At 69.5% G+C, this 21,960-nt stretch carries 20 protein-coding genes; 8 read left to right on the plus strand and 12 right to left on the minus strand.

The features are described 5' to 3' along the window. Window positions 1-42: 42 nt before the first annotated feature. From ACSQ2B_RS04895 to ACSQ2B_RS04915, 5 genes are all read left to right on the plus strand, one after another. Complete coding sequence (locus ACSQ2B_RS04895) at window positions 43-633, plus strand: anthranilate synthase component II (protein ID WP_436047848.1); 591 nt, start codon at window positions 43-45, stop codon at window positions 631-633. Window positions 634-643: 10 nt separating this feature from the next. Continuing rightward, window positions 644-1,669 (plus strand): anthranilate phosphoribosyltransferase, encoded by a 1,026-nt coding sequence (gene trpD, locus ACSQ2B_RS04900; protein WP_436047850.1) that lies wholly within the window; start codon window positions 644-646, stop codon window positions 1,667-1,669. Beyond that, window positions 1,666-2,475 (plus strand): indole-3-glycerol phosphate synthase TrpC, encoded by an 810-nt coding sequence (gene trpC / locus ACSQ2B_RS04905; RefSeq protein WP_436047852.1) that lies wholly within the window; start codon window positions 1,666-1,668, stop codon window positions 2,473-2,475. Before trpD ends, trpC begins: the two co-directional genes overlap by 4 nt. A gap of 175 nt (window positions 2,476-2,650) precedes the next feature. After that, window positions 2,651-3,340, plus strand: coding sequence for a transcriptional repressor LexA (gene lexA / locus ACSQ2B_RS04910; RefSeq protein WP_436047854.1), 690 nt, complete (start codon window positions 2,651-2,653; stop codon window positions 3,338-3,340). Between the two features lie 81 nt (window positions 3,341-3,421). Beyond that, a complete protein-coding gene (locus ACSQ2B_RS04915) occupies window positions 3,422-3,703 on the plus strand; it encodes a hypothetical protein (protein ID WP_436047856.1) in 282 nt (93 codons plus the stop codon). 14 nt (window positions 3,704-3,717) lie between these two features. Here ACSQ2B_RS04915 and ACSQ2B_RS04920 read toward each other — a convergent pair whose 3' ends face one another. Beyond that, complete coding sequence (locus ACSQ2B_RS04920; RefSeq protein WP_436047858.1) at window positions 3,718-5,754, minus strand: ComEC/Rec2 family competence protein; 2,037 nt, start codon at window positions 5,752-5,754, stop codon at window positions 3,718-3,720. Window positions 5,755-5,911: 157 nt separating this feature from the next. On the opposite strand from ACSQ2B_RS04920, the gene gltX reads away from it, so the two are divergent. From gltX to ACSQ2B_RS04935, 3 genes are all read left to right on the plus strand, one after another. Next, a complete protein-coding gene (gene gltX, locus ACSQ2B_RS04925; RefSeq protein WP_436047860.1) occupies window positions 5,912-7,333 on the plus strand; it encodes a glutamate--tRNA ligase in 1,422 nt (473 codons plus the stop codon). Between the two features lie 54 nt (window positions 7,334-7,387). After that, the gene (gene gltA, locus ACSQ2B_RS04930) at window positions 7,388-8,668 is read left to right on the plus strand and encodes a citrate synthase (protein ID WP_436047862.1); all 1,281 of its coding nucleotides are present in this window, start codon (window positions 7,388-7,390) and stop codon (window positions 8,666-8,668) included. A 185-nt stretch (window positions 8,669-8,853) separates the two neighbouring features. Continuing rightward, the gene (locus ACSQ2B_RS04935) at window positions 8,854-10,308 is read left to right on the plus strand and encodes a PAS domain S-box protein (protein WP_436047864.1); all 1,455 of its coding nucleotides are present in this window, start codon (window positions 8,854-8,856) and stop codon (window positions 10,306-10,308) included. A gap of 70 nt (window positions 10,309-10,378) precedes the next feature. On the opposite strand, the gene lpxB is transcribed toward ACSQ2B_RS04935, so the two are convergent. From lpxB to uppS, 11 genes are read right to left on the minus strand one after another with little or no spacing between them, the layout of a single operon-like run. After that, window positions 10,379-11,551, minus strand: a complete 1,173-nt coding sequence (gene lpxB, locus ACSQ2B_RS04940) for a lipid-A-disaccharide synthase (RefSeq protein ID WP_436047866.1) — start codon at window positions 11,549-11,551, stop codon at window positions 10,379-10,381. Then, the gene (gene lpxI, locus ACSQ2B_RS04945; protein ID WP_436047868.1) at window positions 11,548-12,387 is read right to left on the minus strand and encodes a UDP-2,3-diacylglucosamine diphosphatase; all 840 of its coding nucleotides are present in this window, start codon (window positions 12,385-12,387) and stop codon (window positions 11,548-11,550) included. The genes lpxB and lpxI overlap by 4 nt, the downstream gene beginning before the upstream one ends. Then, window positions 12,387-13,184: an acyl-ACP--UDP-N-acetylglucosamine O-acyltransferase gene (gene lpxA / locus ACSQ2B_RS04950; RefSeq protein WP_436047870.1), complete on the minus strand. Its 798-nt coding sequence runs from the start codon at window positions 13,182-13,184 to the stop codon at window positions 12,387-12,389. Before lpxA ends, lpxI begins: the two co-directional genes overlap by 1 nt. Next, window positions 13,181-13,660, minus strand: coding sequence for a 3-hydroxyacyl-ACP dehydratase FabZ (gene fabZ / locus ACSQ2B_RS04955; RefSeq protein WP_436047872.1), 480 nt, complete (start codon window positions 13,658-13,660; stop codon window positions 13,181-13,183). The genes lpxA and fabZ overlap by 4 nt, the downstream gene beginning before the upstream one ends. Then, window positions 13,657-14,673 (minus strand): UDP-3-O-(3-hydroxymyristoyl)glucosamine N-acyltransferase, encoded by a 1,017-nt coding sequence (gene lpxD, locus ACSQ2B_RS04960; protein WP_436047874.1) that lies wholly within the window; start codon window positions 14,671-14,673, stop codon window positions 13,657-13,659. The genes fabZ and lpxD overlap by 4 nt, the downstream gene beginning before the upstream one ends. A 35-nt stretch (window positions 14,674-14,708) precedes the next feature. Next, window positions 14,709-15,371 carry an OmpH family outer membrane protein gene (locus tag ACSQ2B_RS04965; protein WP_436047875.1) on the minus strand — a complete coding sequence of 221 codons (663 nt, stop codon included), beginning with the start codon at window positions 15,369-15,371 and terminating at the stop codon, window positions 14,709-14,711. A gap of 5 nt (window positions 15,372-15,376) precedes the next feature. Next, window positions 15,377-17,827: an outer membrane protein assembly factor BamA gene (gene bamA / locus ACSQ2B_RS04970; protein WP_436047876.1), complete on the minus strand. Its 2,451-nt coding sequence runs from the start codon at window positions 17,825-17,827 to the stop codon at window positions 15,377-15,379. A gap of 29 nt (window positions 17,828-17,856) precedes the next feature. After that, entirely contained in the window at window positions 17,857-19,071 is a 1,215-nt protein-coding gene (locus tag ACSQ2B_RS04975; RefSeq protein WP_436047878.1) for a M50 family metallopeptidase, read from the minus strand. 20 nt (window positions 19,072-19,091) lie between these two features. Beyond that, a complete protein-coding gene (locus ACSQ2B_RS04980) occupies window positions 19,092-20,291 on the minus strand; it encodes a 1-deoxy-D-xylulose-5-phosphate reductoisomerase (RefSeq protein WP_436047880.1) in 1,200 nt (399 codons plus the stop codon). Next, window positions 20,279-21,145, minus strand: coding sequence for a phosphatidate cytidylyltransferase (locus tag ACSQ2B_RS04985; protein ID WP_436047882.1), 867 nt, complete (start codon window positions 21,143-21,145; stop codon window positions 20,279-20,281). The genes ACSQ2B_RS04980 and ACSQ2B_RS04985 overlap by 13 nt, the downstream gene beginning before the upstream one ends. Then, window positions 21,123-21,938, minus strand: coding sequence for a polyprenyl diphosphate synthase (uppS, locus tag ACSQ2B_RS04990; RefSeq protein ID WP_436047883.1), 816 nt, complete (start codon window positions 21,936-21,938; stop codon window positions 21,123-21,125). Before uppS ends, ACSQ2B_RS04985 begins: the two co-directional genes overlap by 23 nt. Window positions 21,939-21,960: the final 22 nt, after the last annotated feature.

Here is a 21,960-nt window from a genome sequence, read left to right on the forward strand (position 1 = left end):
GGCGCCCTTGGCTCGGGCGCGACCAGAGCTTAGAGAGGGCGCATGATCCTGGTGATCGATAACTACGACAGCTTCACCTACAACCTCGTCCACTATCTGAACGAGTTGGGGGCGGACACGCTCGTCAAGCGCAATGACGCCCTCTCGGTCGAGGAGGCGCTGGGCCTGAAGCCGCAGGGCGTCCTGCTGTCGCCCGGCCCCTGCACGCCGAACGAGGCCGGCATCTGCCTGGGCCTGCTGGCGGCGGCGCCCGAGGACCTGCCGATCTTCGGCGTCTGCCTCGGCCACCAGGCCATGGGCCAGGCCTTCGGCGGCAAGGTGATCCGCGCGCGCCAGCTGATGCACGGCAAGACCAGCCCGATCCACCACACCGGCAAGGGCGTCTTCGCGGGGCTGAAGAACCCCTTCACCGCCACCCGCTACCACAGCCTGACCATCGAGAAAGAGACCGCGCCGGAGGTGCTGGAAATCACCGCCTGGACCGACGACGGCGAGATCATGGGCGTGCAGCACAAGACCCGGCCGATCCACGGCGTGCAGTTCCACCCGGAATCCATCGCCACGGAATGCGGCCACGAGCTCTTGGCCAACTTCCTCGACATCGCCGGCGTGAGGCGCCTCGCCGAGGTCTGAGCCCCGCGCCATGTCCGACGCCTTCAAACCGCTGCTGAACCGCCTCGCCGACGGCGCGACCCTCTCCGAAGAGGACGCCGGCGAGTTCTTCGCCGCCTGCCTGCGCGGCGAGCCGACCCCGGCCCAGGTCGCCGCCGCCGTGACGGCGATGCGGCTGCGCGGCGAGACCGTCGGCGAGATCACCGCCTCGGCGCGCGCCATGCGCCGGGCCGCGGTCATGCTCGACCACCCGTTCGAGACGATCGACGTCTGCGGCACCGGGGGCGACGGCCTGCACACCCTCAACGTCTCCACCGCCGTGGCCTTCGTCGCCGCCGGCGGGGGCCTGAAGGTCGCCAAGCACGGCAACCGGGCGCTGTCGTCGAAGTCCGGCGCGGCGGACGTGCTGGCCGCGCTCGGCGTCAACATCGCCGCCACGCCCGACCAGCAGGTGAAGGCGCTGGAGGAAGCCGGCATCTGCTTCATGTTCGCCCCGGCCCATCACGGAGCGATGCGCCACGTGACGCCGATCCGCGCCGAGCTGGGCTTCCGCACCATCTTCAACCTCTTGGGGCCGCTGACCAATCCGGCCGGCGCCAAGCGCCAGCTGCTCGGCGTCTACGACACCCGCTGGGTCGAGCCGCTCGCCCGCGTGCTGGGGGCTCTGGGCGCCGAGCGGGCCTGGACCGTCCACGGTCAGGGCATGGACGAGATCACCACCACGGGCGAGACCCAGGTCGCCGAATGGCGCGACGGCCAGGTGCGCCTGTTCCGCGTCACGCCGGAAGCCGTCGGCCTGCCGCGCGCGGCGCTCGCCGACCTGACCGGCGGACCGCCGGCGCACAACGCTACGGCTCTGAGCGCGCTGCTCGACGGCGCCAAGGGCGCCTATCGCGACATCGTCCTGCTCAACGCCGCCGCCGCCTTCCTGGTGGCCGACAAGGTCGAGACCCTGCGCGAGGGCGTCGAGCTGGCGGCCGCCGTGATCGACGACGGCCGCGCCGCCGGCGCGCTGGCGCGCCTGATCGCCGTCACCAAGGCTCCGGAGCCCGTATGAGCGACATCCTCGCCAAGATCGCCGCCTACAAGCTGGAGGAGGTCGCCGCCCGCAAGGCCGAGCGCGCGACCGCTCACGTGGAGGCCGCCGCCCGCAAGGCTAGCCCGCCGCGCGGCTTCCGCGCCGCGCTGGAGCGGGCCCATGGGCCTGGCCGCCTGGCGCTGATCGCCGAGATCAAGAAGGCCTCGCCGTCCAAGGGCCTGATCCGCGCCGACTTCGATCCGCCGAAGCTCGCCAAGGCCTATGAGGCAGGCGGCGCGGCCTGCCTGTCGGTGCTGACCGACGGCCCGAGCTTCCAGGGCGCGGATGAATACCTGACCGCCGCCCGCGACGCCGTCGCCCTGCCCTGCATCCGCAAGGACTTCCTGGTCGACCCGTGGCAGGTCGCGGAATCCCGCGCCTTGGGGGCGGACGCCATTTTGGTGATCCTGGCCATGGTCGACGACGCCGTCGCCGCCGCCCTGATGGCCGAGGCCCGGCGCTTCGAGATGGACGCCCTGGTCGAGGTGCACGACGAGGCCGAGATGGCCCGCGCCGGCGCCCTGGGCGCGGACCTGGTGGGCGTCAACAACCGCGACCTGCGCACCTTCGTCACCGACTTGGGCGTCACCGAACGGCTCGCGGCGCTCGCGCCGAAGGACGCCCTGCTGGTCACCGAAAGCGGGCTGTTCACCGCCGAAGACGCGGCCCGGCTGGAGCGCTGCGGCGCCCGCGCCATGCTGGTCGGCGAGAGCCTGATGCGCCAGGCCGACGTCACCGCCGCCACCCGCGCCCTGCTCGCTGGGGTGCAAGCGCCGGCGGCGTAGGCAGCGACGCCGAAACCTCGAATCAACAGCCCGCAGCAGAAGTCCTTCGCCAGCGGAAAGCTTCGCAATTTCAGCGCGGTCGCCAGTAACTTGACATTAACCCGGAACACCTAGAGAACATTTGAAGCGTTTGCGCTTTGTTCCTTGAAGCGCCAGGTCTTAAGGTGTCGCCGTCATGCTCACCCGCAAGCAGCACGAGTTGCTCATGTTCATCCATGAGCGGATCAAGGAGACCGGCGTCTCGCCCTCCTTCGACGAGATGAAGGAAGCGTTGGACCTGGCGTCGAAGTCGGGCATCCACCGGCTGATCACGGCGCTCGAGGAGCGCGGCTTCCTTCGCCGGCTGCCGCACCGGGCGCGGGCGCTCGAGGTGGTGAAGCTGCCGCAGCAGGCCACCGCCGCCGCGCCGCCCAAGGGCCGCGCCCCGTTCAAGCCGCAACTGGTGGAATCCCCCCCGGGCGCGCCGCTGGCGGCGAACGACAGCCGCGACCTGCCGGTGCTGGGCCGCATCGCCGCCGGCACGCCGATCGAGGCCATCCAGCAGGAGCGCGACCGCCTCCCGGTTCCGGAGACCCTGCTGGGCGCGGGCGAGCATTTCGTCCTCGAGGTGCAGGGCGACTCGATGATCAACGCCGGCATTCTCGACGGCGACTATGTGGTGATCCGGCGGACCGACGCGGCCAATTCCGGGGACATCGTCGTGGCCCTGGTGATGGGCGAGGAAGCCACCCTGAAGCGGCTTCGTCGCAAGGGCGCCTCGATCGCGCTGGAAGCCGCCAACCCGGCCTACGAGACCCGCATCTTCGGCCCCGACCAGGTGGCCGTGCAGGGCAAGCTCGTCGGCCTGATCCGCCGATATCACTGACCGGGGGCGAACCTTGAGCGTCGCGATGCGTTAGCGGCGGGCCGGACGGCTTAGGTCCGGCCGTACCAAGGGACATCTCGAATGCGGATCATCACCGTCGCGGCCATCGCCGCCATCGCCCTGACCGGCGCCGCCTGCAGCAAGAAGACCGAGGCCGTGAAGGCCGAGGACAGCGCCAGCACCGCCAGCCAGGAAGCCGCCGCCGCCAACGCTGCGGCCGACGCCAGCCAGGCGACCTCGATGCCGGAGGTGGCCAACGCCAGCGCCGAGGCGGCGACCGATCACGCCGACAAGGCTGCGGACGCCGCCAAGGAAGCCGCCGGCGCGGCCAACGACGCCGCCAAGGACGCCGCTCGCTACTAGCATCCATCCCGCGCTCAGCGCAGATCGAGTCCCCAGGTCCAGGGTCTGCGTCCGCGCGACGGCTGGGCCCAGACCACCCGCCAGCGGCCGTCGGGGGCGCGATAGAGCTCAGCTGAACCGCCGCGGCGGAAGTCCGCGCCGGTGAGGACGAGCGGCGCGGCGCAGCCCTCGGGACGGACGTCGTTGCGCAGCACCGCCACCTCGGCCGCTGAGCAGAGAGCGTTCAACCGGCCCGGGGGCAAGGGGCGTTTGAGGTTCCAGGTCGCCGCCAGCCGCACCGGCGCCGAAGGTCGCGGGGCGCAGCTCTGGCGGTCGCAATCGTAGGCCGCGTCCCGCGCCGGCTGGCTCGCGACGGGCGCCAGGCCGCGCCGCCGCGACCAGAGCTCGGCGCCGAACAGCTTCACGTCCGGGCGGAACAGCAGCGCCTCGCGCCCTGCCCGCACCGCCACCGCCGCCCCGTCAGCGCTGACCCAGGCGTCCGGCGCCGCGGGCTTGGGAACCAGGCTTACCGCCAGGGCGAGGGGCAGGCCGAGCCAGCGCAGCGGCCCGCGGCAGAGACAGATCCATAAGAGCCCCAGGAAGGTGGCCGGCAGGGTCCAGGCCGGCCCGCTGGCGATGATCACCTGGGCGTAGGGGGCGTTCGCCGCGGCTTCGGCGATCCGGTTGATCAGGCCGATGGCGAAGCCCGCCAGCCGCAATGGCCCGACCTCCAGTCCGAAGGGCATCAGCACCGCCCCGACGGCGAGCGCAGGCATCATCAGCAGCGAGGAGATCGGCTCGACCAGCAGGTTGGAGATCAGGCCCCAGGTCGAGACCCGGTTGAAATGCTGAATGGCGAACGGCGCGGTGGCGAGGCCGGCGACCAGGCTGATCGCGGCGCCGGCGAGGATCCAGGTCCCCGCGCCCTGCACCAGGCGGATCGGCCAGGGCGTGTTGATCTCCTTGACCGGCCGCGGCCACACGCCGGCCAGCGCCACCAGGGCGGCGGTCGCGGCGAACGACATCTGGAACCCGGGCTGGGTCACCGCCTCCGGCTGCAGCAGAAGCACGACGAAGGCCGCGACGGCGAGCGAATGCAGGCTGATCGCCTGGCGGTCCGCGAGGACGGCGCAAAAGGCGATGGACGCGGTCACCGCGGCGCGGACGGCCGGCGGCGGCGCGCCGGACAGCACCAGATAGGCCAGAACCGCCGCCAGGCCCACGGCCGCGGCGGCCTTCTTGCCGTTGATCCGCAGCGCCAACCAGGGCCAGGCGGCGATCAGCAGGCGCAGCCCTGCGAAGGTGAAGCCCCCGACGATCGCCATGTGCACGCCGGAGATGGAGATGATGTGCGCCAGACCGGACGCCCGCAGATTGTCGACCTGCCTCTGCGGGATATAGGCCGACTGGCCGGTGGTCATGGCGGCGGCCAGGCCGCCGGTCTCCGGGCCCAGAATACCGACGATCCGCTCGGTCATCGTCCAGCGCAGGCGGTTGATCTTCATGGCCATCCGCAGCCGCCAGGGCGGCTCGCCGTGCGCCGACCAGGGCCGCGGCGGACTGAGCGCGAAGCCGACCCCGCCCACGCTGTCGAAAAAGGCGTCACGGGCGAAGTCGTAGGCGCCCGGGCTGGCCGGCGGCGGCGGGGCGTTGATCACCGCGGTCAGGCTGACGGCGTCGCCCGGGGCGGGGATCGGCGCGCCGCCGCGCAGGGTGACCCGCACCCGGATCGGGGTCGCCTCCGGGACCAGCTCGCCCAGTCGATAGGGGGCGATCAGCAGCCTCTGGCCGCCCTGGCCAGGCGAGGCCACGTCGAGCACCCAGCCTTCTAGCCGCTGGGGCGCCGCCGTTTCGGCGGCGACGGGCGCCTTGACGCGCTCGATGCGGATCTTGGCCGCCGAAAAGCCGGCCAGCCCGCAGGCGATCAGCGCCAGGCTGGCGGCGACGGGCGCCGAGGTTCGGCGTGCGCCCGCCAGAAGGAGGCCGGCGACGGCCAGCATGAGCCAGGCGACCCAGGCCTGCGGCTCGCGCAGAAGGATGAAATAGATCCCTGACCCTGCGCCGAACGCCACCGGCGCCCAGAGCTTCCAGCGCCCGCCCTGCCGCGCAACCTGCTCAGCGATCCAGGCCCGGACGGCGGCCGGGCTAGGAGGCGGGCGAATCCCCGTGCTAAGAGGCGCGGCCCGGCCGCCGCCGGCGGGCGCAACCTCATCAAAATCAGCCTCATCGATGTCCGCCCCCTCGCTGTCTGACCGCCCCGTCGTCACCCGGATCGCCCCCTCGCCCACCGGCTCGATGCATATTGGCACGGCCCGCACGGCGCTTTTCAACTGGCTTTACGCTCGCCACACGGGCGGCAAGTTCCTGCTTCGCATCGAAGACACCGACCGCGAGCGCTCCACCAAGGACGCCGTGCAGGTGATTTTCGACGGGCTGGCGTGGCTGGGCCTCGAGGCGGACGAGACCCCCGTGTTCCAGGCGAGCCGCGCCGACCGCCACGTGAAGGCCGTCGACGAGATGCTGGCGCGAGGCTCGGCCTATCGCGACTACATGACGCCGGAAGAGCTCGAGGCGGAACGGACGCTGGCGCGCGCGGAAGGCCGCGTCGTGCGCTCGCCTTGGCGCAACCTTTCGCCGAACGACGCTCCCGACCGCCCGTTCGTGGTTCGCCTGAAGGCGCCTATCGAGGGCGAGACCCTGATCGACGATCAGGTGAAGGGCCGCGTGACCTTCCAGAACAAGGATCTCGACGACCTGATCCTGCTGCGCACTGACGGCACGCCGACCTACAATCTGGCGGTCGTGGTGGACGACCATGAGATGGGCGTGACCCACGTGATCCGCGGTGACGACCACCTGAACAACGCCGCGCGCCAGACGCTTATCTATGAGGGCCTGGGCTGGGAGACGCCGGTCTGGGCGCATCTGCCGCTGATTCACGGGCCCGACGGCGCCAAGCTCTCCAAGCGCCACGGCGCCCAGGCGGTCGGCGAGTTCGCCGACATGGGCTATCTGCCCGAGGCGATGCGCAACTACCTGGCCAAGCTCGGCTGGGGCCACGGCGACGACGAGATCTTCGCCGACGAGCAGGCCGTCGCCTGGTTCGACATCAAGGACGTGGTGGGCGCCCCGGCCCGACTCGACTGGGCCAAGCTGAACCACCTGAACAACCACTATATCCGTCAGGCGGACGTGAGCCGGCTGACCGCCCTGGTCGCCGAAATTCACAAAAGCCGGGACTGGAAACTGCGCGAGGCCGACCTGCCCGTGCTGGAGCGGACCGTTCCGCTGGTGCGGGACGGGGCCAAGACCACGCTGGAGCTGGCCGACGCCACCGTCTTCGTGCTCCGGCAGCGCCCGCTGGAACTGCCCGAAAAGGCGCAGGCCCTGCTCACCGAAGAGACACGGGCCCGTCTTTCACGCCTCCGACATGTCTTGACTGAAACCCAAGCTTGGCAGGTCGCCGAGCTGGAGACTCAGATCCGCGCCTTTGCGGAATCGGAAGGGGTTGGCATCGGCAAGTTCGGTCCCGCCTTGCGCGCGGTCCTTGCCGGCGGCTCGCCGGCGCCGGACCTGGCTGGAGCTCTGGTTTCACTGGGGAAACACGAAAGCCTCGGCCGACTTGACGATGTGCTTTCGCCCGCTCCGTAAACGAGTATAAGGCCCGCTCAAACGAGCGTTACGTTTCCGATGAAAGGGGTTGGCATGGGCGATACGGCGAAGTTCGGCATCGGCGACAAGACGGTCGAGCTACCGGTCCTGAAGGGCACCGCGGGCCCGGACGTGGTCGATATCCGCAAGCTCTATGGCGAGACCGACGTCTTCACCTTTGACCCGGGCTTCACCTCGACCGCCAGCTGCGAGAGCAAGATCACCTTCATCGACGGTGACAAGGGCGTCCTGCTGCACCGCGGCTACCCGATCGATCAGCTGGCCGAACAGTCCAGCTTCCTCGAGGTCTGCTACCTGCTGCTGCACGGCGAGCTGCCGAACGCGGCCCAATTCACCGAGTTCGAACACAACATCACCTACCACACGATGTTGCACGACCAGTTCGACAAGTTCTTCAGCGGGTTCCGGCGCGACGCGCACCCGATGGCGATCATGGTCGGCGCGGTCGGCGCCCTCTCGGCCTTCTACCACGACAGCACCAACGTCGAAGATCCCGAGCAGCGGATGATCTCGTCGCACCGGCTGATCGCCAAGATGCCGACGATCGCCGCCCGCGCGTTCAAATATTTCCGCGGCCAGCCCTTCGTCCATCCGCGCAACGAGCTCTCCTACGCCGAGAACTTCCTGCGCATGTGCTTCTCGGTCCCGGCCGAGGACTGGAAGCCGAACCCCGTCCTGACCCGGGCGATGGACCGCATCTTCATCCTGCACGCCGACCACGAACAGAACGCCTCGACCTCGACGGTGCGCCTGGCTGGCTCGTCGGGCGCCAATCCGTTCGCCTGCATCGCCGCCGGCATCGCCTGCCTCTGGGGCCCGAGCCACGGCGGCGCGAACGAAGAAGCGCTGAACATGCTGATCGAGATCGGCTCGGTCGACCGCATCCCCGAGTACGTCCAGGGCGTGAAGGACCGGAAGTATCGCCTGATGGGCTTCGGCCACCGGGTCTATAAGAACTACGATCCGCGCGCCAAGGTCATGCAGAAGACCTGCCACGAAGTCCTGGCGGAAGTCGGCCACGCCGACGACCCGCTGCTGAAGGTCGCCATGGAGCTCGAGAAGATCGCGCTCAACGACCCTTACTTCGTCGAGCGCAAGCTCTATCCGAACGTCGACTTCTACTCGGGCATCACCCTGCGGGCCCTCGGCTTCCCGGCGGAAATGTTCACCGTCCTCTTCGCGCTCGCGCGGACGGTCGGCTGGATCGCCCAGTGGAAGGAAATGATCGAGGATCCGTCGCAGAAGATCGGCCGTCCGCGCCAGCTCTACACGGGCGCGCCGGTGCGGGATTACACCTCGATCGACCGGCGCTGATCCTCTTCAGCCGACAAGACAAGGGCCCGCAGGCGACTGCGGGCCTTTTTTGTTTCTACCTGTCCGGCGAAGTCGCCAGGCGTGTCAGCCATGTCGTCATCAGACCGACTTCACTATCGCCACATTCAGGGTCAAAGCTAAGTCGTCGGCGTAGACCGGCGTCGCCTTGACTGGATAGCCCCGCCATGGATGGCACGACCGATCAGGCAGGACTCGGGTCCACACGGCTCGAACACGCCGCTTTTCACCCCACGGACGCGGCCTTGTTCCAAAGTGAACTGGGTGACCGCCAAGTGTTGGACGCCCTGGCCGCCGCTGTCTACGTCACGGACGCCGCGGGTCGGATCACCTATTACAACGAGGCGGCCGCGGCGCTGTGGGGACATCGGCCGGCCCTGGGGCAGGCCCAGTGGTGTGGATCCTGGAGACTCTTTTGGCCTGACGGTCGCCCTCTCCCCCACGATCAGTGTCCGATGGCGGTGACGCTCAGAGAGGGGCGCCCCGCTCGCGGGCTGGAGGCGATCGCAGAACGCCCTGACGGAACCCGGGTGCCGTTCGTCCCGTACCCGACGCCCTTGCATGACGCGTCCGGACGCCTCGTCGGCGCCGTCAACATGCTGATCGACATCAGCGACCGCCGGGACGCCGAACGGGCGGCGCAGCAGCTCAGCGCCATCGTCGAGTCCGCCGAGGACGCCATCCTGGCCAAGGATCTCGACGGCGTCATCACCAGCTGGAACAGCGGCGCCGAGCGGCTGTTCGGCTACACGCCCGACGAGGCCATCGGCAGGCCGATCACCTTGCTCATTCCCGCCGACCGGCTCGACGAGGAGCCCGAAATCCTCCGCCGCATCCGCGCGGGCGAGCGCGTCGAACATTTCGATACGATCCGCCGCCGCAAGGATGGAAGCCTCGTCGAGATCAGCCTCACCATCTCGCCGATCCGCAACGCCCAGGGACGGATCGTCGGCGCCTCGAAGATCGCGCGCGACATCACCGAGCGCCGGCAGGCGCAGGAACAGCAGCAGCTGCTGCTGCGCGAGATGGATCACCGGGTGAAGAACCTCTTCACCGTCGCCAGCAGCGTGGTCGCCCTGAGCGCCCGCTCGGCCGGCACGGTCAGCGACCTTACTTCAGCGGTGCAAGGGCGGTTGTCCGCACTGGCGCGCGCGCACGCCTTGACCCTTTCCCCCGCCTCCGACCTCGAGCCCGCCGCCCAGCGATCGACGACGCTTCATGCCTTGATCAGCGCGATTGGAGCGCCCTACGACGACGGTCCGGAGGATGTCGGCGCGCGGATCGCAGTCACCGGGCCCGATGTGCCGATCACCGGCCGAGCGATGACCGGCCTCGCCCTGCTGCTGCATGAGTTTGCAACCAACGCCGCAAAGTATGGCGCGCTCTCGACGCCCACAGGTCGCGTCGACGTCGCATGCTCCGAGCAGCCGGACGTGTTCTGTCTGGAATGGACCGAGCGGGGCGGTCCGCCTATCGGAGGCCAATCGACAAGCGAGGGCTTCGGCAGCCTGCTGGCGCGTCTGACGGTGACCAGCCAACTGGGCGGCGAACTCTCCAGGGACTGGCGGCCAGAAGGCTTGGTCATACGGTTGTCGGTGCGGCGAGATCGACTGACCAACTAGGCGCGACGGACTCGTCCGACATTCGCGCCGCCTTCCGCCATGCGGCGCCCCGCCGCTGCGTGCGGGAGGTCTAGGCCTTGCGCGCCGCCAGCACCTCCAGCACCGCGTCTGCGGCCGCATCGTCAGGATCCGGGCCGCCGCGGCCCATCTTGTCGAGAGCGGCGTACTGCTCGCGGACCTGGGCGCGGCGCAGGGTCTCGTCGTCCAGCCGCCGACCGACCTCGGCCGCCAACGCCAGTCCGTTGCAGGCGTCCTGGATCAGCTCCGGAGCGACCTCGGTCTCGGCGGCGATGTTGAAGAGGGTGACGTAGCGGGTGCGCACCAGCCGCTTGAGGATGGCGTAGGTCACCGGCCCGATCCGGTAGCCCACGACCATGGGCGTCCCGGCCAGCGCCAGCTGGGTGGTCACCGTCCCGGAACAGGCGAGCGCCACCGTGGCGGCCTTCATGGCGTCGAGCTTGGCGGCCTCGCCTTCGACCACGTGGGCGCGACAGCTCCAGCCGGCGACGCGGGCCTTCACCGCCTCGGCGACAGTGGGCGCAGCGGGGATCACCACCTGCAGCTCGGGCCGCTCAGCCTTCAGGAGGGCGACGGCCTCCCCGAACGCCGGCAGGACGCGTTCGATCTCCGCCGGCCGGCTGCCCGGCAGAACCAGCAGGATCGGCGCGCCGGCCGGGGCGCCGATCTGGGCGCGAAGCCGCTCGGGATCCGCCCGGGAGAAGTCGAGCGAGAGCGCCGAATTGCCGACGAAGGTGGTCGGCAGGCCCTCAGCTTCGAAATAGGGCGCGTCGAAGGCGTGGATCGACAGCAGGTGATCGACGCTCGCGGCCAGGGTCTTGGCCCGTCCCGGCCGCGTCGCCCAGACCTGCGGCCCGACGTATTTGATCAGCGGCAGGGCCGGGTCGAGGCGCCGCAGCCGCTGGGCGACGCGCAGGGTGAAGCCCCAGGAGTCGACGAGGATCGCCACGTCCGGCCTTTCCCGCGCCGCCAGGGCCGCAGTGGCGTCCGCGCACGCCACCACGCGGGGATATGCCATCAGCCCCTCGACCAGGCCCAGGACCGACAGCTGGGTGATGTCGAAAGGGCTCTCGACGCCCTCCGCGGCCATCCGCTCGCCGCCGACGCCGACGAAGCGCACTCCCTCCCCCAGCCGACGCTTGAGGGCCCGCGCCAGGCCCGCGCCGCGCTCGTCGCCGGAGGGCTCGGCCGCCACCAGCATCACCGTCAGCGCGCGCGCGCTCATCCGCCCTGCGGCTCCACGCCGAGGACGAAAAGGCCCAGTTCGTCGGCCAGGGCCACGGCCTCGGGCCGGTCGAGGACCAGCAGGCGGCCGGCTTCGCCGACGATGCCGACCAGGCCCGCCGTGGCTGCGGCCCGCACCGTCGCCAGCCCCATGGTCGGCAGGTCAACGCGCGTCTCCTGGATCGGCTTGGGAACCTTGGCCAGCACCCCGCGGCGATCGCCCTCATGGCCGTGCAGATGGGCCGCCAGGGTCGCGACCCTGGCCAGCATGGCGTCGGTGCCTTCCTGGGCCTCCACCGCCAGCACCAGGCCGTCGCAGACCACGGCGCCCTGACCGATGTCGAGACCGCCGATGGCGCGGGCGACCTGCATCGCCTTCTCGGCGTCGGCCAACTGTTCGGGCGTCGGCGCATGGCGGCCGAGCGGACCGCGCGGCAGGCTGAGGCCCCCCATCACCGCCTCGGCGCCCTCGATCGCGAAGCCTTCCTTCTCGAACTCGCCGAGCAGGAAGCGCAGCAGGGCGTCGTCGCCCTTGCGGGCGGCGGCGATCACCGCCGGCAGGGCGGCGAGGCCGCGAAGATCCGGGGTGAGCTGGGTGAAGTCCGGCCGACTGACCTGACCGGCGAGGCAGATTGCGCGGCAGGCGGAGCGCTTGAGGGTCCGGATGCATTTGCCGAGCTCGGCGAGGCCGACATCGGCGCCCTCGAAACCGGACAGCGCGGGTTCGGCGATACCCTTCAGGCGCACTACGAACAGCGGCCGCCCGACGCGCCGGCAATGCTCGGCGATCTCGAGGGGCAGCCTTCCGCCCCCAGCGATCAGGCCGAGCTTGGGCATCAGACCTCGCGTTCAGGCAGGCAGAGCGGGCGGTTGGCGTCGGCGCGGATGAAGTCGATGATCTCCATCACCTCGGGCGACGACGCATAGGTGTCCACCGTATCGGCGAGCCGCTCCTGGAAGGTGCCCTCGTCGGCGAACAGCAGCCGGTAGGCCGCGCGCAGGGTGTTGATGCTTTCGCGGCTGAAGCCACGGCGCTTCAGGCCGACCAGATTCAGCCCCTCGAGATGGGCGTGGTTTCCCCACACCGAGCCGTAGGGGATGACGTCCTTCACCACGGCCGCCAGCCCGCCGATCATGGCGTGCCGCCCGACCCGGGTGAACTGATGCACGGCCGCGAGCCCGCCGACGATCACATAGTCGCCGATCAGGCAGTGGCCGCCGAGCGTGGCCTGCTTGGTCAGGATCACATGGTCGCCGACGATGCAGTCGTGGCCGACGTGGCTCTCGATCATGAAGAAGCCGTTGGAGCCGACCTTGGTCACCCCCCCGCCGCGCACCGTGCCCAGGTTCATGGTCACGTGCTCGCGGATGACGTTTTCGTCGCCGATGACGAGCTGGGTGTCCTCGCCGGCGTAGGCGGTGTGCTGGGGCGGTCCGCCCAAGACGGAGAACGAATGCACCGTGTTGCCCGCGCCGAGTTCCGTTCGCCCCTCGATCACCACGTGGGAGAGCAGCCGCGTTCCCGCGCCCAGCCGGACCCGCTCGCCGATGACGCAGAAGGGGCCGACGCTGACCCCTTCCGCCAGCTCGGCGCCCTTGGCGACGATCGCCGTCGGATGGATCTCGACGCTCACTTTACGGGAGTCTCCACCACCATGGCCGCGAAGTCCGCCTCGGCCGCCACCTTCTCGCCCACTAGGGCGCGGCCGCGGAATTTGAAGACGTCGCCGCGGGCGCGCACCACCTCGACATGCATGCGGACCACGTCGCCCGGCCGCACCGGCTGGCGGAAACGGCAGTTGTCGACCGAAATGAAGAGAATGGTCTTGCCGGCCACATCGACGTTCAGCGACTTCGACATCAGCACCGCGCCGGTCTGGGCCATGGCCTCGACGATCAGCACGCCCGGCATCACCGGATAGCCTGGGAAATGGCCCTGGAAGAAGGGCTCGTTCACGGTCACGCACTTGATGCCCACGATCGATTCGTGCGGCCGGTACTCTTCGGCGCGATCGACAAGCAGGAACGGATAGCGGTGCGGAATGCGCGCCAGGATCTCGATGATGTCGATCTCGGCGGCCCCCTCGCCTGCCGGCGACTTCGAGCTCATTCAGTTCCCCCTTCGCGGCGGGCGGCGTGCTTGCCGAGCCACGCCGTCTCCCGCATCCATTGTCTGATCGGCCGGGCCGGAACGCCGCCCCAGGTCTCGCCCGCCGGCACGTTGTGCATAAGCCCTGCGCCGCCCGCAATGCGCGCACCGTCGCCGATGACCAGGTGATCAGCGATCCCGGCGCGCCCACCAAACTGGGCGCCGTCGCCGATCGTGACGCTCCCGGCGATCCCGGTATGCGCCGCCATCACGCAATTGCGTCCGACGCGCACGTTGTGGGCGATCTGCACGAGATTGTCGATCTTGGTGTTTTCGCCGATCACCGTGTCGTCGAAGGCGCCGCGGTCGATACAGCTGCCGGCTCCGACTGTCACCCCGTCCTGTAGAATGACCCGGCCGAGCTGCGGAATGTCGATCAGCCCGGTCGGTCCCGCCGTGGCTCCGAAGCCCGGCTCGCCGATCACCGCCCCCGCCAGGATCTTCACCCGGTCGCCGATGAGGGCGAAGCCGATGGTGACGTTGGCGGATATCTGGCAGTCGCGGCCGATCGCCACGCCGGCCCCGATCACCGCATTGGCCCCGATCTCGGTGCCGGCGCCGATATGCACGCCAGGGCCCAGCACGACGCCCGGCCCAAGCCGGACATCCGGCTCCAGCCGCACGTCGGGGGCGATCGCGACCTCGGCGAAGGCGCGGGCGCGATGCAGCCGCTGGGCCGCGAGCGCATAGGCGGCTTGAGGCCGGGAGGTCACCAGGGCGACGCAGCCTGCCGGCAGGGCCTGGGCGTCCTCCGTCGCGACGAAGCAGGCCGCAGCCGCCGTCGCGACCGGACCGTCCAGCCGCCGCCGGTCGGTCAGGAAGGTGACGGTCTCCGGGCCGGCGCGGCTCAGGATCGCCACCGCCCGGATCGGTCGGCTGGCCGCGGCGGGATCGGAAAGCGCCGCACCGACGAGCTCTGCGAGCTCGCCGAGCGGGGCTGGTCCCAGGTCTTCGAAGAATCGCGGATCGGGCATGGTGTGCGTACGGCGATCCGCCGGTCCGTCAGGGTTTACTTCTTGGTCGCCGGGCGCTGCGCCGGGGTCTGGGTAACCGGCGGCGCCGCGCCTTGCGGCTGGTCGAGGCGCGTGCGCTCGAAGGCGAACGTGGTCAGCTTGCCATTCAGCGCGGTCACCACGGCCGGGGACAGATCCATGGCCGGATTGACCATGATCACCGTGCTGCGGTCCGCGACGATGGCGCACTTCTGAGCTTGAGCGGCGGTGGCGATCAGCGGCTTCATCTCGTTGAGCACGCGGCCGACGGCCTGCTGTTGGGTGGCCTGCATCTCACGGTCACGCTGCTGCGCCTTGCGCTCGAGCGCGTTCTGGCGGACCTGCAGGGCCGCGACGCGCTGCTCGAAACTGTTCTGGTCCAGGGTGGCCCGCTGGCTCTCCAGGGTCCGCGCCTCGGTGTCGATGGCGGTCTTCTCCCCGGTCAGTTCGGCCTGCACCTGGGCGCCGATCTGCTGCAGGCGGCCTTCGACGTACTTGCCGACGGTCGAGCCGGCGATCACGCCGTCGATCGACAGGGTGCACAGGCCGGCGATCGGCGGGCCATAGGTGATGGCGGGCGCGGCGGCAGGCGCGGCGGCGGCTTGCGCCAGGGCGGCGGAGCCGGAAGCCAGCGCAGCGGCGCCGGCGCAGGCGGCGAGCGCCAGTGTCTTGAAGGTCATGGGGTCTAGAACCTGGTTCCTGTGGAGAAACGGAAAAGTTCCGTCTTGTCGTAGTCTTCCTTCGCCAGAACTTGGCTGAAGTCGAAGCGGATCGGACCCATCGGCGAGCGCCAGAAGACGCTCAGGCCCGCCGAGGCGCGGGGCGCGTAGCTGTCGCGGATGTCGACACGCCCCAGGGTCGGATCGGTCGGATCGATGAGCTGTCCATTCTGCGCCTTGTACTCCGAATCCAGCCCGCCGAGCACGCCGAAGTCGCTGAAGAGCGCGGCCTTGATGCCGTACTGCTCCGGCAGGAAGGTCGGCACGGTCAGCTCCACCGAGCCGATCGCGTAACCCTTGCCGCCGAGCGCGTCGCTGCGGCCGCCGGTGATGTCGCGCGGACCGATGCCGGCGGTCTCAAAGCCGCGGAAGTTGTTGCCGCCCTTGAAGAAGCGGTCGTTGATCCGGATGGCGTCGCCGCCCCAGCCGTTCACATAGCCGGCCGAGCCGACCGCGCTCAGGATCAGGCTCTTGGTGAAGCCGTGGTACCAGCCGGTCTCGCCTTCGGTGCGGATGTATTTCACCGCACCGCCGACGCCGGCGAAATCCTGGTTGAACTGCAGGTAGTAGCCGCGGGTCGGGTTGATCGGATCGTTCCGGTGGTCGAGCCGATAGCCGTAGCCCACCAGGGACGTCAGGAACGAGCCGCGCTGCGAGCAGAGCGACGAGGCCTGGTAGGCCGCGGTGCACAGGGAGTCGCCGACCGTCACGTCGTCGTTGCGCAGGGTGTAGATCAGCGAGCCGCGGGAATTGAGGCTCATCGGGAAGTTCAGCCGCAGGTTCGTGCCGACGCTGGTGGTCTGGTACGGCGCGGTTGAATACGATGTCAGATCGTACTTGTAGAAGTAGACGTCGACGCCGGCGGCGAGATCGCGGCCGAGGAACCGCGGCTCGGTGAAGCCGAGATCCAGCTGCTGACGGACCGAGCCCAGCGACAGGCGCGCGCGCACATCCTGGCCGCGGCCTCGGAAGTTGCGCTGGGTCACGCCCAGGTCGACGACCACCTGGTCCACCGAGGAATAGCCGGCGCTGAACGAGAACTCGCCGGTCGGCTGCTCGGTGACCTTCACCTGCAGGTTGGTGCGGTCCGGCGCCGAGCCCGGGGTCTCGGTGATGTCGACGTCCTTGAAGAAGCCGAGCGCCTTCACCTGGTTCTTCGATCGGTCGACGAGGGCGCGGTTGTAGGGGTCGCCTTCGACCAGGTTCATCTCGCGCCGGATCACATAGTCCAGCGTCTGGGTGTTGCCGACGATGTCGATCCGGTCGACGTAGACGCGCGGACCTTCCTTCACCTCGAAGGTGACGTCGACGAGCCCGGTCTCGCGGTTCGGCGTGTAGCGCGGGCGGACGTCGACGAAGGCGAAGCCCGCGGCGCCGGCCGCGAAGGTCAGGGCGTCGGTCGCCTGTTCGATCTTCTGGTCTTCGTAGACCTGGCCTGAACGGAACGGGATCAGGGCCTTCAGGACGTCCGGATTGAGCTTCTTCAGGTCGGTCTCGACATTGACCTTGCCGAACTTGAACGCGCGGCCTTCGTCGATCGTGTAGGTGATCGCGAAGCCGTTCTTGTCCGGCGCGAACTCGGCCACGGCCGAGGAGACCCGGAAATCGTAATAGCCGCGGTTTCGGTAATATTTGCGCAGCTGCTCGCGGTCGTACTCGAGCCGGTCGGGATCGTAGTTGGCGTTCGAGGAGAAGAATTTGTACCAACGCGACTGCTCGGTGACGACGACGTCACGCAGGTCGTTGTCCGAGTAGGCCTTGTTGCCCAGGAAGTTGACCCGCAGGATTCCGCTCTTCGGACCCTCGTCGATCTTGAAGATCAGGTCGACGCGCTTCTGCGGCAGCTGCACGATCTGCGGCGTGACGTTGGCCGAGATGCGGCCCGAACGGCGGTAGAGTTCGACGATCCGCGCGACGTCCGTCTGGACCTTGGACCGGGTGAAGATGCCGCGCGGACGAACGCTGACCTCGTCCTTCAGCTTGTCTTCCTTCATGCTCTTGTTCCCCTCGAAGAGCACCCGATTGATGATCGGGTTTTCCTCGACGGTGACGAGAAGCGTGCCGTCCGCCTGCAGGTCGATCCTGACGTCGGCGAACAGGTCGGTGCGGAAGAGGGATTTCAGCGCCAGGTCGATCTTGGCCGGATCGATCGTCTCGCCGACCTGGATCGGCAGGTAGGAGATCACCGTCGCCGGCTCGATCCGCTCATTGCCTCGCACGTCGATGCGACGGACCATGCCTTCGCGCACCGCCGGCGCTGGGGCGGGAGCCGCTTGAGCCGCGGGCGCTGCGGCCGCCGCCGGCGGGGCTTCCGCCGCCTGGGCCAGGGCGAGAACTGGGGTCGCCAGTGCGGTGCTCCCCAGCAACAGGCCAAGGCCGGAGGATAGCGCAGCGCTGCGGGCGCGGAGTCTGTGCATCGAATCAGCCGTTTCGGAAATGCCGGTCGCTAGGAGAATAGCGCGCCGAAGAATTTGAACACATTCAGGCGCTGCAGATCGTTCCAGGTCGCGAACAACATCAATCCGAGCACCAGTGCAAGTCCCAGCCGGTACCCTGCCGCCTGAACCTTGGCGGTAAGAGGGCGTCTTGCGACCGCTTCGAAGGCGTAGAAGAGCAGGTGGCCGCCGTCGAGGACGGGCACGGGCAGCAGGTTCAGGAAGCCGATTCCCACCGAGATGCTGGCGACCAGCTCAAGCAGGGTGATTCCCCAATTGGCCAGCAGCGTCGGTACGTTGGGAGAAACCTCGGCGGTCTTCTTGGCGATGTCGCCGGAGAGCTGAGCGATCCCCAGCGGCCCGGAGAGCTGGTCGGCGGTCTCCCGGCCGGTCACCAGGCGGCCGAGGTATTTCACTGTCGTCACGACCTGGCTCCAGGCCTGTTTCGCGCCCTCGCCCACCGCTTCGATCGGCGGATAGCGACGCATCGAGACCTCGTCGGGCCGCAGGTCTTGCCGAACGCCAAGGGCGCCGTAGCGCTGGACATGGCCGAACTGGTCGACGACGGCGGTGCGCACCGGCGTCGCCGTCAGCGTCAGCTGCCGACCTGCGCGCTGCACCACGAAGTCGGTGGGCGTGTCGGAGCGCAGCGCCACCACCAGCCGGATATCGCGGAAATCTTCGATGGTCTTGCCGTCGGCCTTCAGCACCACGTCGCCCACCTGGAAGCCGGCGCGCTCGGCGGGGCTGCCCGTCTGGATGACGTCGATCCGCGCCGGCGAGACAGGCTTGCCCAGGGTCATCAGCAGGATGGCGAAGATGCTGATCGCCAGCAGGAAGTTCGCCAGCGGCCCGCCGGCGACGATGATCGCCCGCTGCCAGAGCGGCTTGAAGTGGAAGTAGCGGTCCAGCGCCCCCGCCCCTTCCCGCGCGACGATCTCCTGTCTCAGGGTCGCCAGGTCGTCGGCGTCGGGGAGGCTGGAGACGTTCTCGTCGCCGGCGAACTTCACATAGCCGCCGAGCGGCAACCAGCCGATCCGCCATTCGACGCCGTGCTTGTCCCGCCACGAGGCGATCGCGCGGCCAAAGCCGATAGAGAAGCGGTCGATCGAGGTGCCGAGCCAGCGCGCGGCCAGGAAGTGGCCGAGTTCGTGCACCGTCACCACCACCCCGATCACCAGGATGAAAGGCAGGATGTAGAGCAGAATATTCTGGACGACGGACATGGCCGCTTACTCCGTCTGGGTCAGGCCGAAGCCATAAGGCCGCTGGCGACCTCTTCCGCCACGCGGCGGGCCGTCGCATCGGCGGCGCGGGCCGCCTCCAGCACATCGCCTTCGTTGCGTCGACCCCAGCCTTCGGCGGTCATTCGGTCGAGAGTCTCCTCGACCACGCGGGCGATGTCCAGGAAGCCGATCCGCCGATCGAGAAAGGCGGCCACGGCGATCTCGTCGGCGGCGTTCATCACCGCCGGCGCGGCCCCGCCGGTCTCGAGCGCGGCCTTGGCGATCGCCAGCGCCGGGAACCGCTCGACGTCGGGCGCCTCGAAGGTCAGCTGGCCGATCCGCGCCAAATCCAGCCGCTCGCTCGGCCAAGGCAGCCGGTCCGGCCAGGCGTAGGCGCAGGCGATCGGCGTGCGCATGTCCGGCGGACCAAGCTGGGCCAGGGTCGAACCGTCGGCGTACTCCACCAGGCTGTGAACGATCGACTGCGGGTGGATCAAGACGTCGACGCGCTCCGGCGGCATGGCGAACAGATAGGCGGCCTCGATCACCTCCAGGCCCTTGTTCATCATGGTCGCGGAATCCACCGAAATCTTGGCGCCCATGCTCCAGTTGGGGTGGGCCAGCGCCTGTTCGGGCGTGGCGACCGCCATCTGCTCGCGGCTCCAGCCGCGGAACGGCCCGCCCGAGGCGGTGAGAATCAGTCGGCTGACCTGGCCGGCGTTCTGCGGCTCGAACACCTGGAAGATGGCCGAATGCTCGGAATCCACCGGGATCACCGCCCCGCCCGCCCGCTTGGCGGCGCGCAGCAGCTCCGGGCCGGCGCAGATCAGGCTTTCCTTGTTGGCGAGCGCGATGATCGCGCCGCTCCGCGCGGCGGCCAGCGTCGGCGCCAGGCCGGCGAAGCCGACGATCGCCGACATCACCCACTGCGTCTCGCGTGTGGCGGCCTCGGTCACCGCCGCGACGCCGGCGGCGGTCGCGACGCCGCTGCCGGCCAGCAGCTCGCGCAACCGCGGCAGGGCGCGCTCGTCCTCGACCACGGCGATCTCGGGGCGCCAACGCAGCGCCTGCTCGGCCAGCAGGTCGGCGTTGCGGCCGGCCACCAGGGCGACGATCTCGACCTCGGCCCCGGCCTGCTCGAACAGGTCCAGGGTGGAGACCCCCACCGACCCCGTCGAGCCCAGTACGGTCACCTTACGCGGCAGGTTCAATGGCCCCATCCCCAATGATTGGCGAGACGCGCCAGCGCCATCACGACGACCGCGAACATCAGCCCGTCCACCCTGTCGAGCAGACCGCCGTGGCCGGGGATCAGATCACCCGAATCCTTCACGCCGAAACGCCGCTTCAGCGCTGATTCCCAGAGATCGCCCGCCATGGTCGCCAGGCCGACCGCCAGGCCGATCAGGGCCGCTGCCCAGAGGTTGAGCTGAAAGGCCGGCATGACGACGTTCGGCAAGGTGATGTGCAGAGCCGACGGCGCGGCGATCAGCGCCCCCACCAGGCTGGCGCAGGCCAAGCCGCCGAAGAAGCCGGACCAGGTCTTGTTCGGCGAGAACCGCGGCCAGAGCTTCGGCCCCTTGAGCAGGCTGCCGACGGCGAAGGCGCCGATGTCGGCGGACCATGTGACCAGGAACAGCATCAGCGTCCACCATTGCCCCTGGTTGGTCAGCCGCAGCCAGGCGAGGCAGACGGCGGCCGGCGCCAGATATATCACGCCGAACGCCGCATCGGCTGGACGCTCGGCCACGCCGCGCGCGACGAGCGCGGCGGCGGCGGCGCCCACCAGGATCGAGAGCCAGGCCCAGACCGGATGCTGCAGGTGCGTCAGGAACAGCGCCGCCAGCACCGCGGCGGCGACGGCGGCCGACACCCTGAGCGGCGCCCGCGGCGCGCTCATCCCGCCCCATTCGATGGCGAGCAGGGCCACGCCCATCGAGACCAGCACCAGATAGGGCCAGTTCGCCTCGATCATCACCGCGGCGACGACGGCGGGAACGAGCACCAGGGCCGAGGCGAAGCGAAGGCCCAGGTTTGTCCAGTCGAAGCGTCTAGCCTGCGGCAAGGACATCATCGGGAAGGACGGCGCCGTAGCGGCGTTCGCGCCCGGCGAAGACCTCCAGCGCGGCCTTGAGGTGCTCGGCGCCATAGTCGGGCCAGAGCACGTCCTGGAAGACGAACTCTGCATAGGCCGATTCCCAGAGAAGGAAGTTGGAGAGCCGCTGCTCGCCCGAGGGACGGATGACCAGATCCGGCGGCGGCGAACCGGCGGTCGCGAGGCGGCCGGCGAACCCTGCCGCGGTCAGGTCTTCCGGACGGGCGCGGCCGGCGGCGACCTCCGCGGCGAACGCACGCGCGGCTTCGACGATGTCGGCCTGGCCGCCGTAGTTGAAGGCGATGTTGAGATTGAAGCGCTCGTTCTTCGCCGTCCGCGCCTGGGCGTCCTCAATCATCCGCACAAGCTCGGGCGAGAGCCCCTGCCGCTGGCCGAGCACCCGCACCCGGACCCCGTCGCGCTCCAGGCGGACGATGTCGCTTTCGAAGTAGCGTTTGGGCAGGGCCATCAGCTCAGCCACCTCGGCGGCCGGACGGCTCCAGTTCTCGGTGGAGAAGCCGTAGACGGTCAGCCAGCCGATATTCAGGTCCGGCGCGGCGGCGACCGTGCGCTTAAGCGCCTCGACCCCGGCGCGATGGCCGAGCGTCCGCGGCAGGCCGCGACGCTTCGCCCAGCGGCCGTTGCCGTCCATGACGACGGCGACATGCAGCGGCCGTTGCGGCTGCTCGCCCCGGCCCGTTGCGCCGGCGTTCGCGGAAGCGGCGCCTGAGGACGAGACGGGCGTGGGCGGACTGTCTTTTTGGGCGGCCATGGGCGTCGGAGTTCCTTAACGG

Origin of the sequence: Phenylobacterium sp. LjRoot225, from assembly GCF_964252855.1 — a bacterium.
Classification (GTDB): domain Bacteria; phylum Pseudomonadota; class Alphaproteobacteria; order Caulobacterales; family Caulobacteraceae; genus Phenylobacterium.

Bases quoted from the DNA above. Each gene is read 5' to 3' on its own strand.
- gltX (WP_436047860.1), top strand. From the start codon at position 5,912: ATGTCCGCCCCCTCGCTGTCTGACCGCCCCGTCGTCACCCGGATCGCC.
- ACSQ2B_RS04915 (WP_436047856.1), top strand. From the start codon at position 3,422: ATGCGGATCATCACCGTCGCGGCCATCGCCGCCATCGCCCTGACCGGC.
- trpC (WP_436047852.1), top strand. From the start codon at position 1,666: ATGAGCGACATCCTCGCCAAGATCGCCGCCTACAAGCTGGAGGAGGTC.
- ACSQ2B_RS04965 (WP_436047875.1), bottom strand. From the start codon at position 15,371: ATGACCTTCAAGACACTGGCGCTCGCCGCCTGCGCCGGCGCCGCTGCG.
- ACSQ2B_RS04895 (WP_436047848.1), top strand. From the start codon at position 43: ATGATCCTGGTGATCGATAACTACGACAGCTTCACCTACAACCTCGTC.
- ACSQ2B_RS04980 (WP_436047880.1), bottom strand. From the start codon at position 20,291: ATGGGGCCATTGAACCTGCCGCGTAAGGTGACCGTACTGGGCTCGACG.
- lpxB (WP_436047866.1), bottom strand. From the start codon at position 11,551: ATGAGCGCGCGCGCGCTGACGGTGATGCTGGTGGCGGCCGAGCCCTCC.
- fabZ (WP_436047872.1), bottom strand. From the start codon at position 13,660: ATGAGCTCGAAGTCGCCGGCAGGCGAGGGGGCCGCCGAGATCGACATC.
- ACSQ2B_RS04975 (WP_436047878.1), bottom strand. From the start codon at position 19,071: ATGTCCGTCGTCCAGAATATTCTGCTCTACATCCTGCCTTTCATCCTG.
- lpxI (WP_436047868.1), bottom strand. From the start codon at position 12,387: ATGCCCAAGCTCGGCCTGATCGCTGGGGGCGGAAGGCTGCCCCTCGAG.
- lexA (WP_436047854.1), top strand. From the start codon at position 2,651: ATGCTCACCCGCAAGCAGCACGAGTTGCTCATGTTCATCCATGAGCGG.
- uppS (WP_436047883.1), bottom strand. From the start codon at position 21,938: ATGGCCGCCCAAAAAGACAGTCCGCCCACGCCCGTCTCGTCCTCAGGC.
- ACSQ2B_RS04985 (WP_436047882.1), bottom strand. From the start codon at position 21,145: ATGATGTCCTTGCCGCAGGCTAGACGCTTCGACTGGACAAACCTGGGC.
- gltA (WP_436047862.1), top strand. From the start codon at position 7,388: ATGGGCGATACGGCGAAGTTCGGCATCGGCGACAAGACGGTCGAGCTA.
- trpD (WP_436047850.1), top strand. From the start codon at position 644: ATGTCCGACGCCTTCAAACCGCTGCTGAACCGCCTCGCCGACGGCGCG.
- bamA (WP_436047876.1), bottom strand. From the start codon at position 17,827: ATGCACAGACTCCGCGCCCGCAGCGCTGCGCTATCCTCCGGCCTTGGC.
- lpxD (WP_436047874.1), bottom strand. From the start codon at position 14,673: ATGCCCGATCCGCGATTCTTCGAAGACCTGGGACCAGCCCCGCTCGGC.
- ACSQ2B_RS04935 (WP_436047864.1), top strand. From the start codon at position 8,854: ATGGATGGCACGACCGATCAGGCAGGACTCGGGTCCACACGGCTCGAA.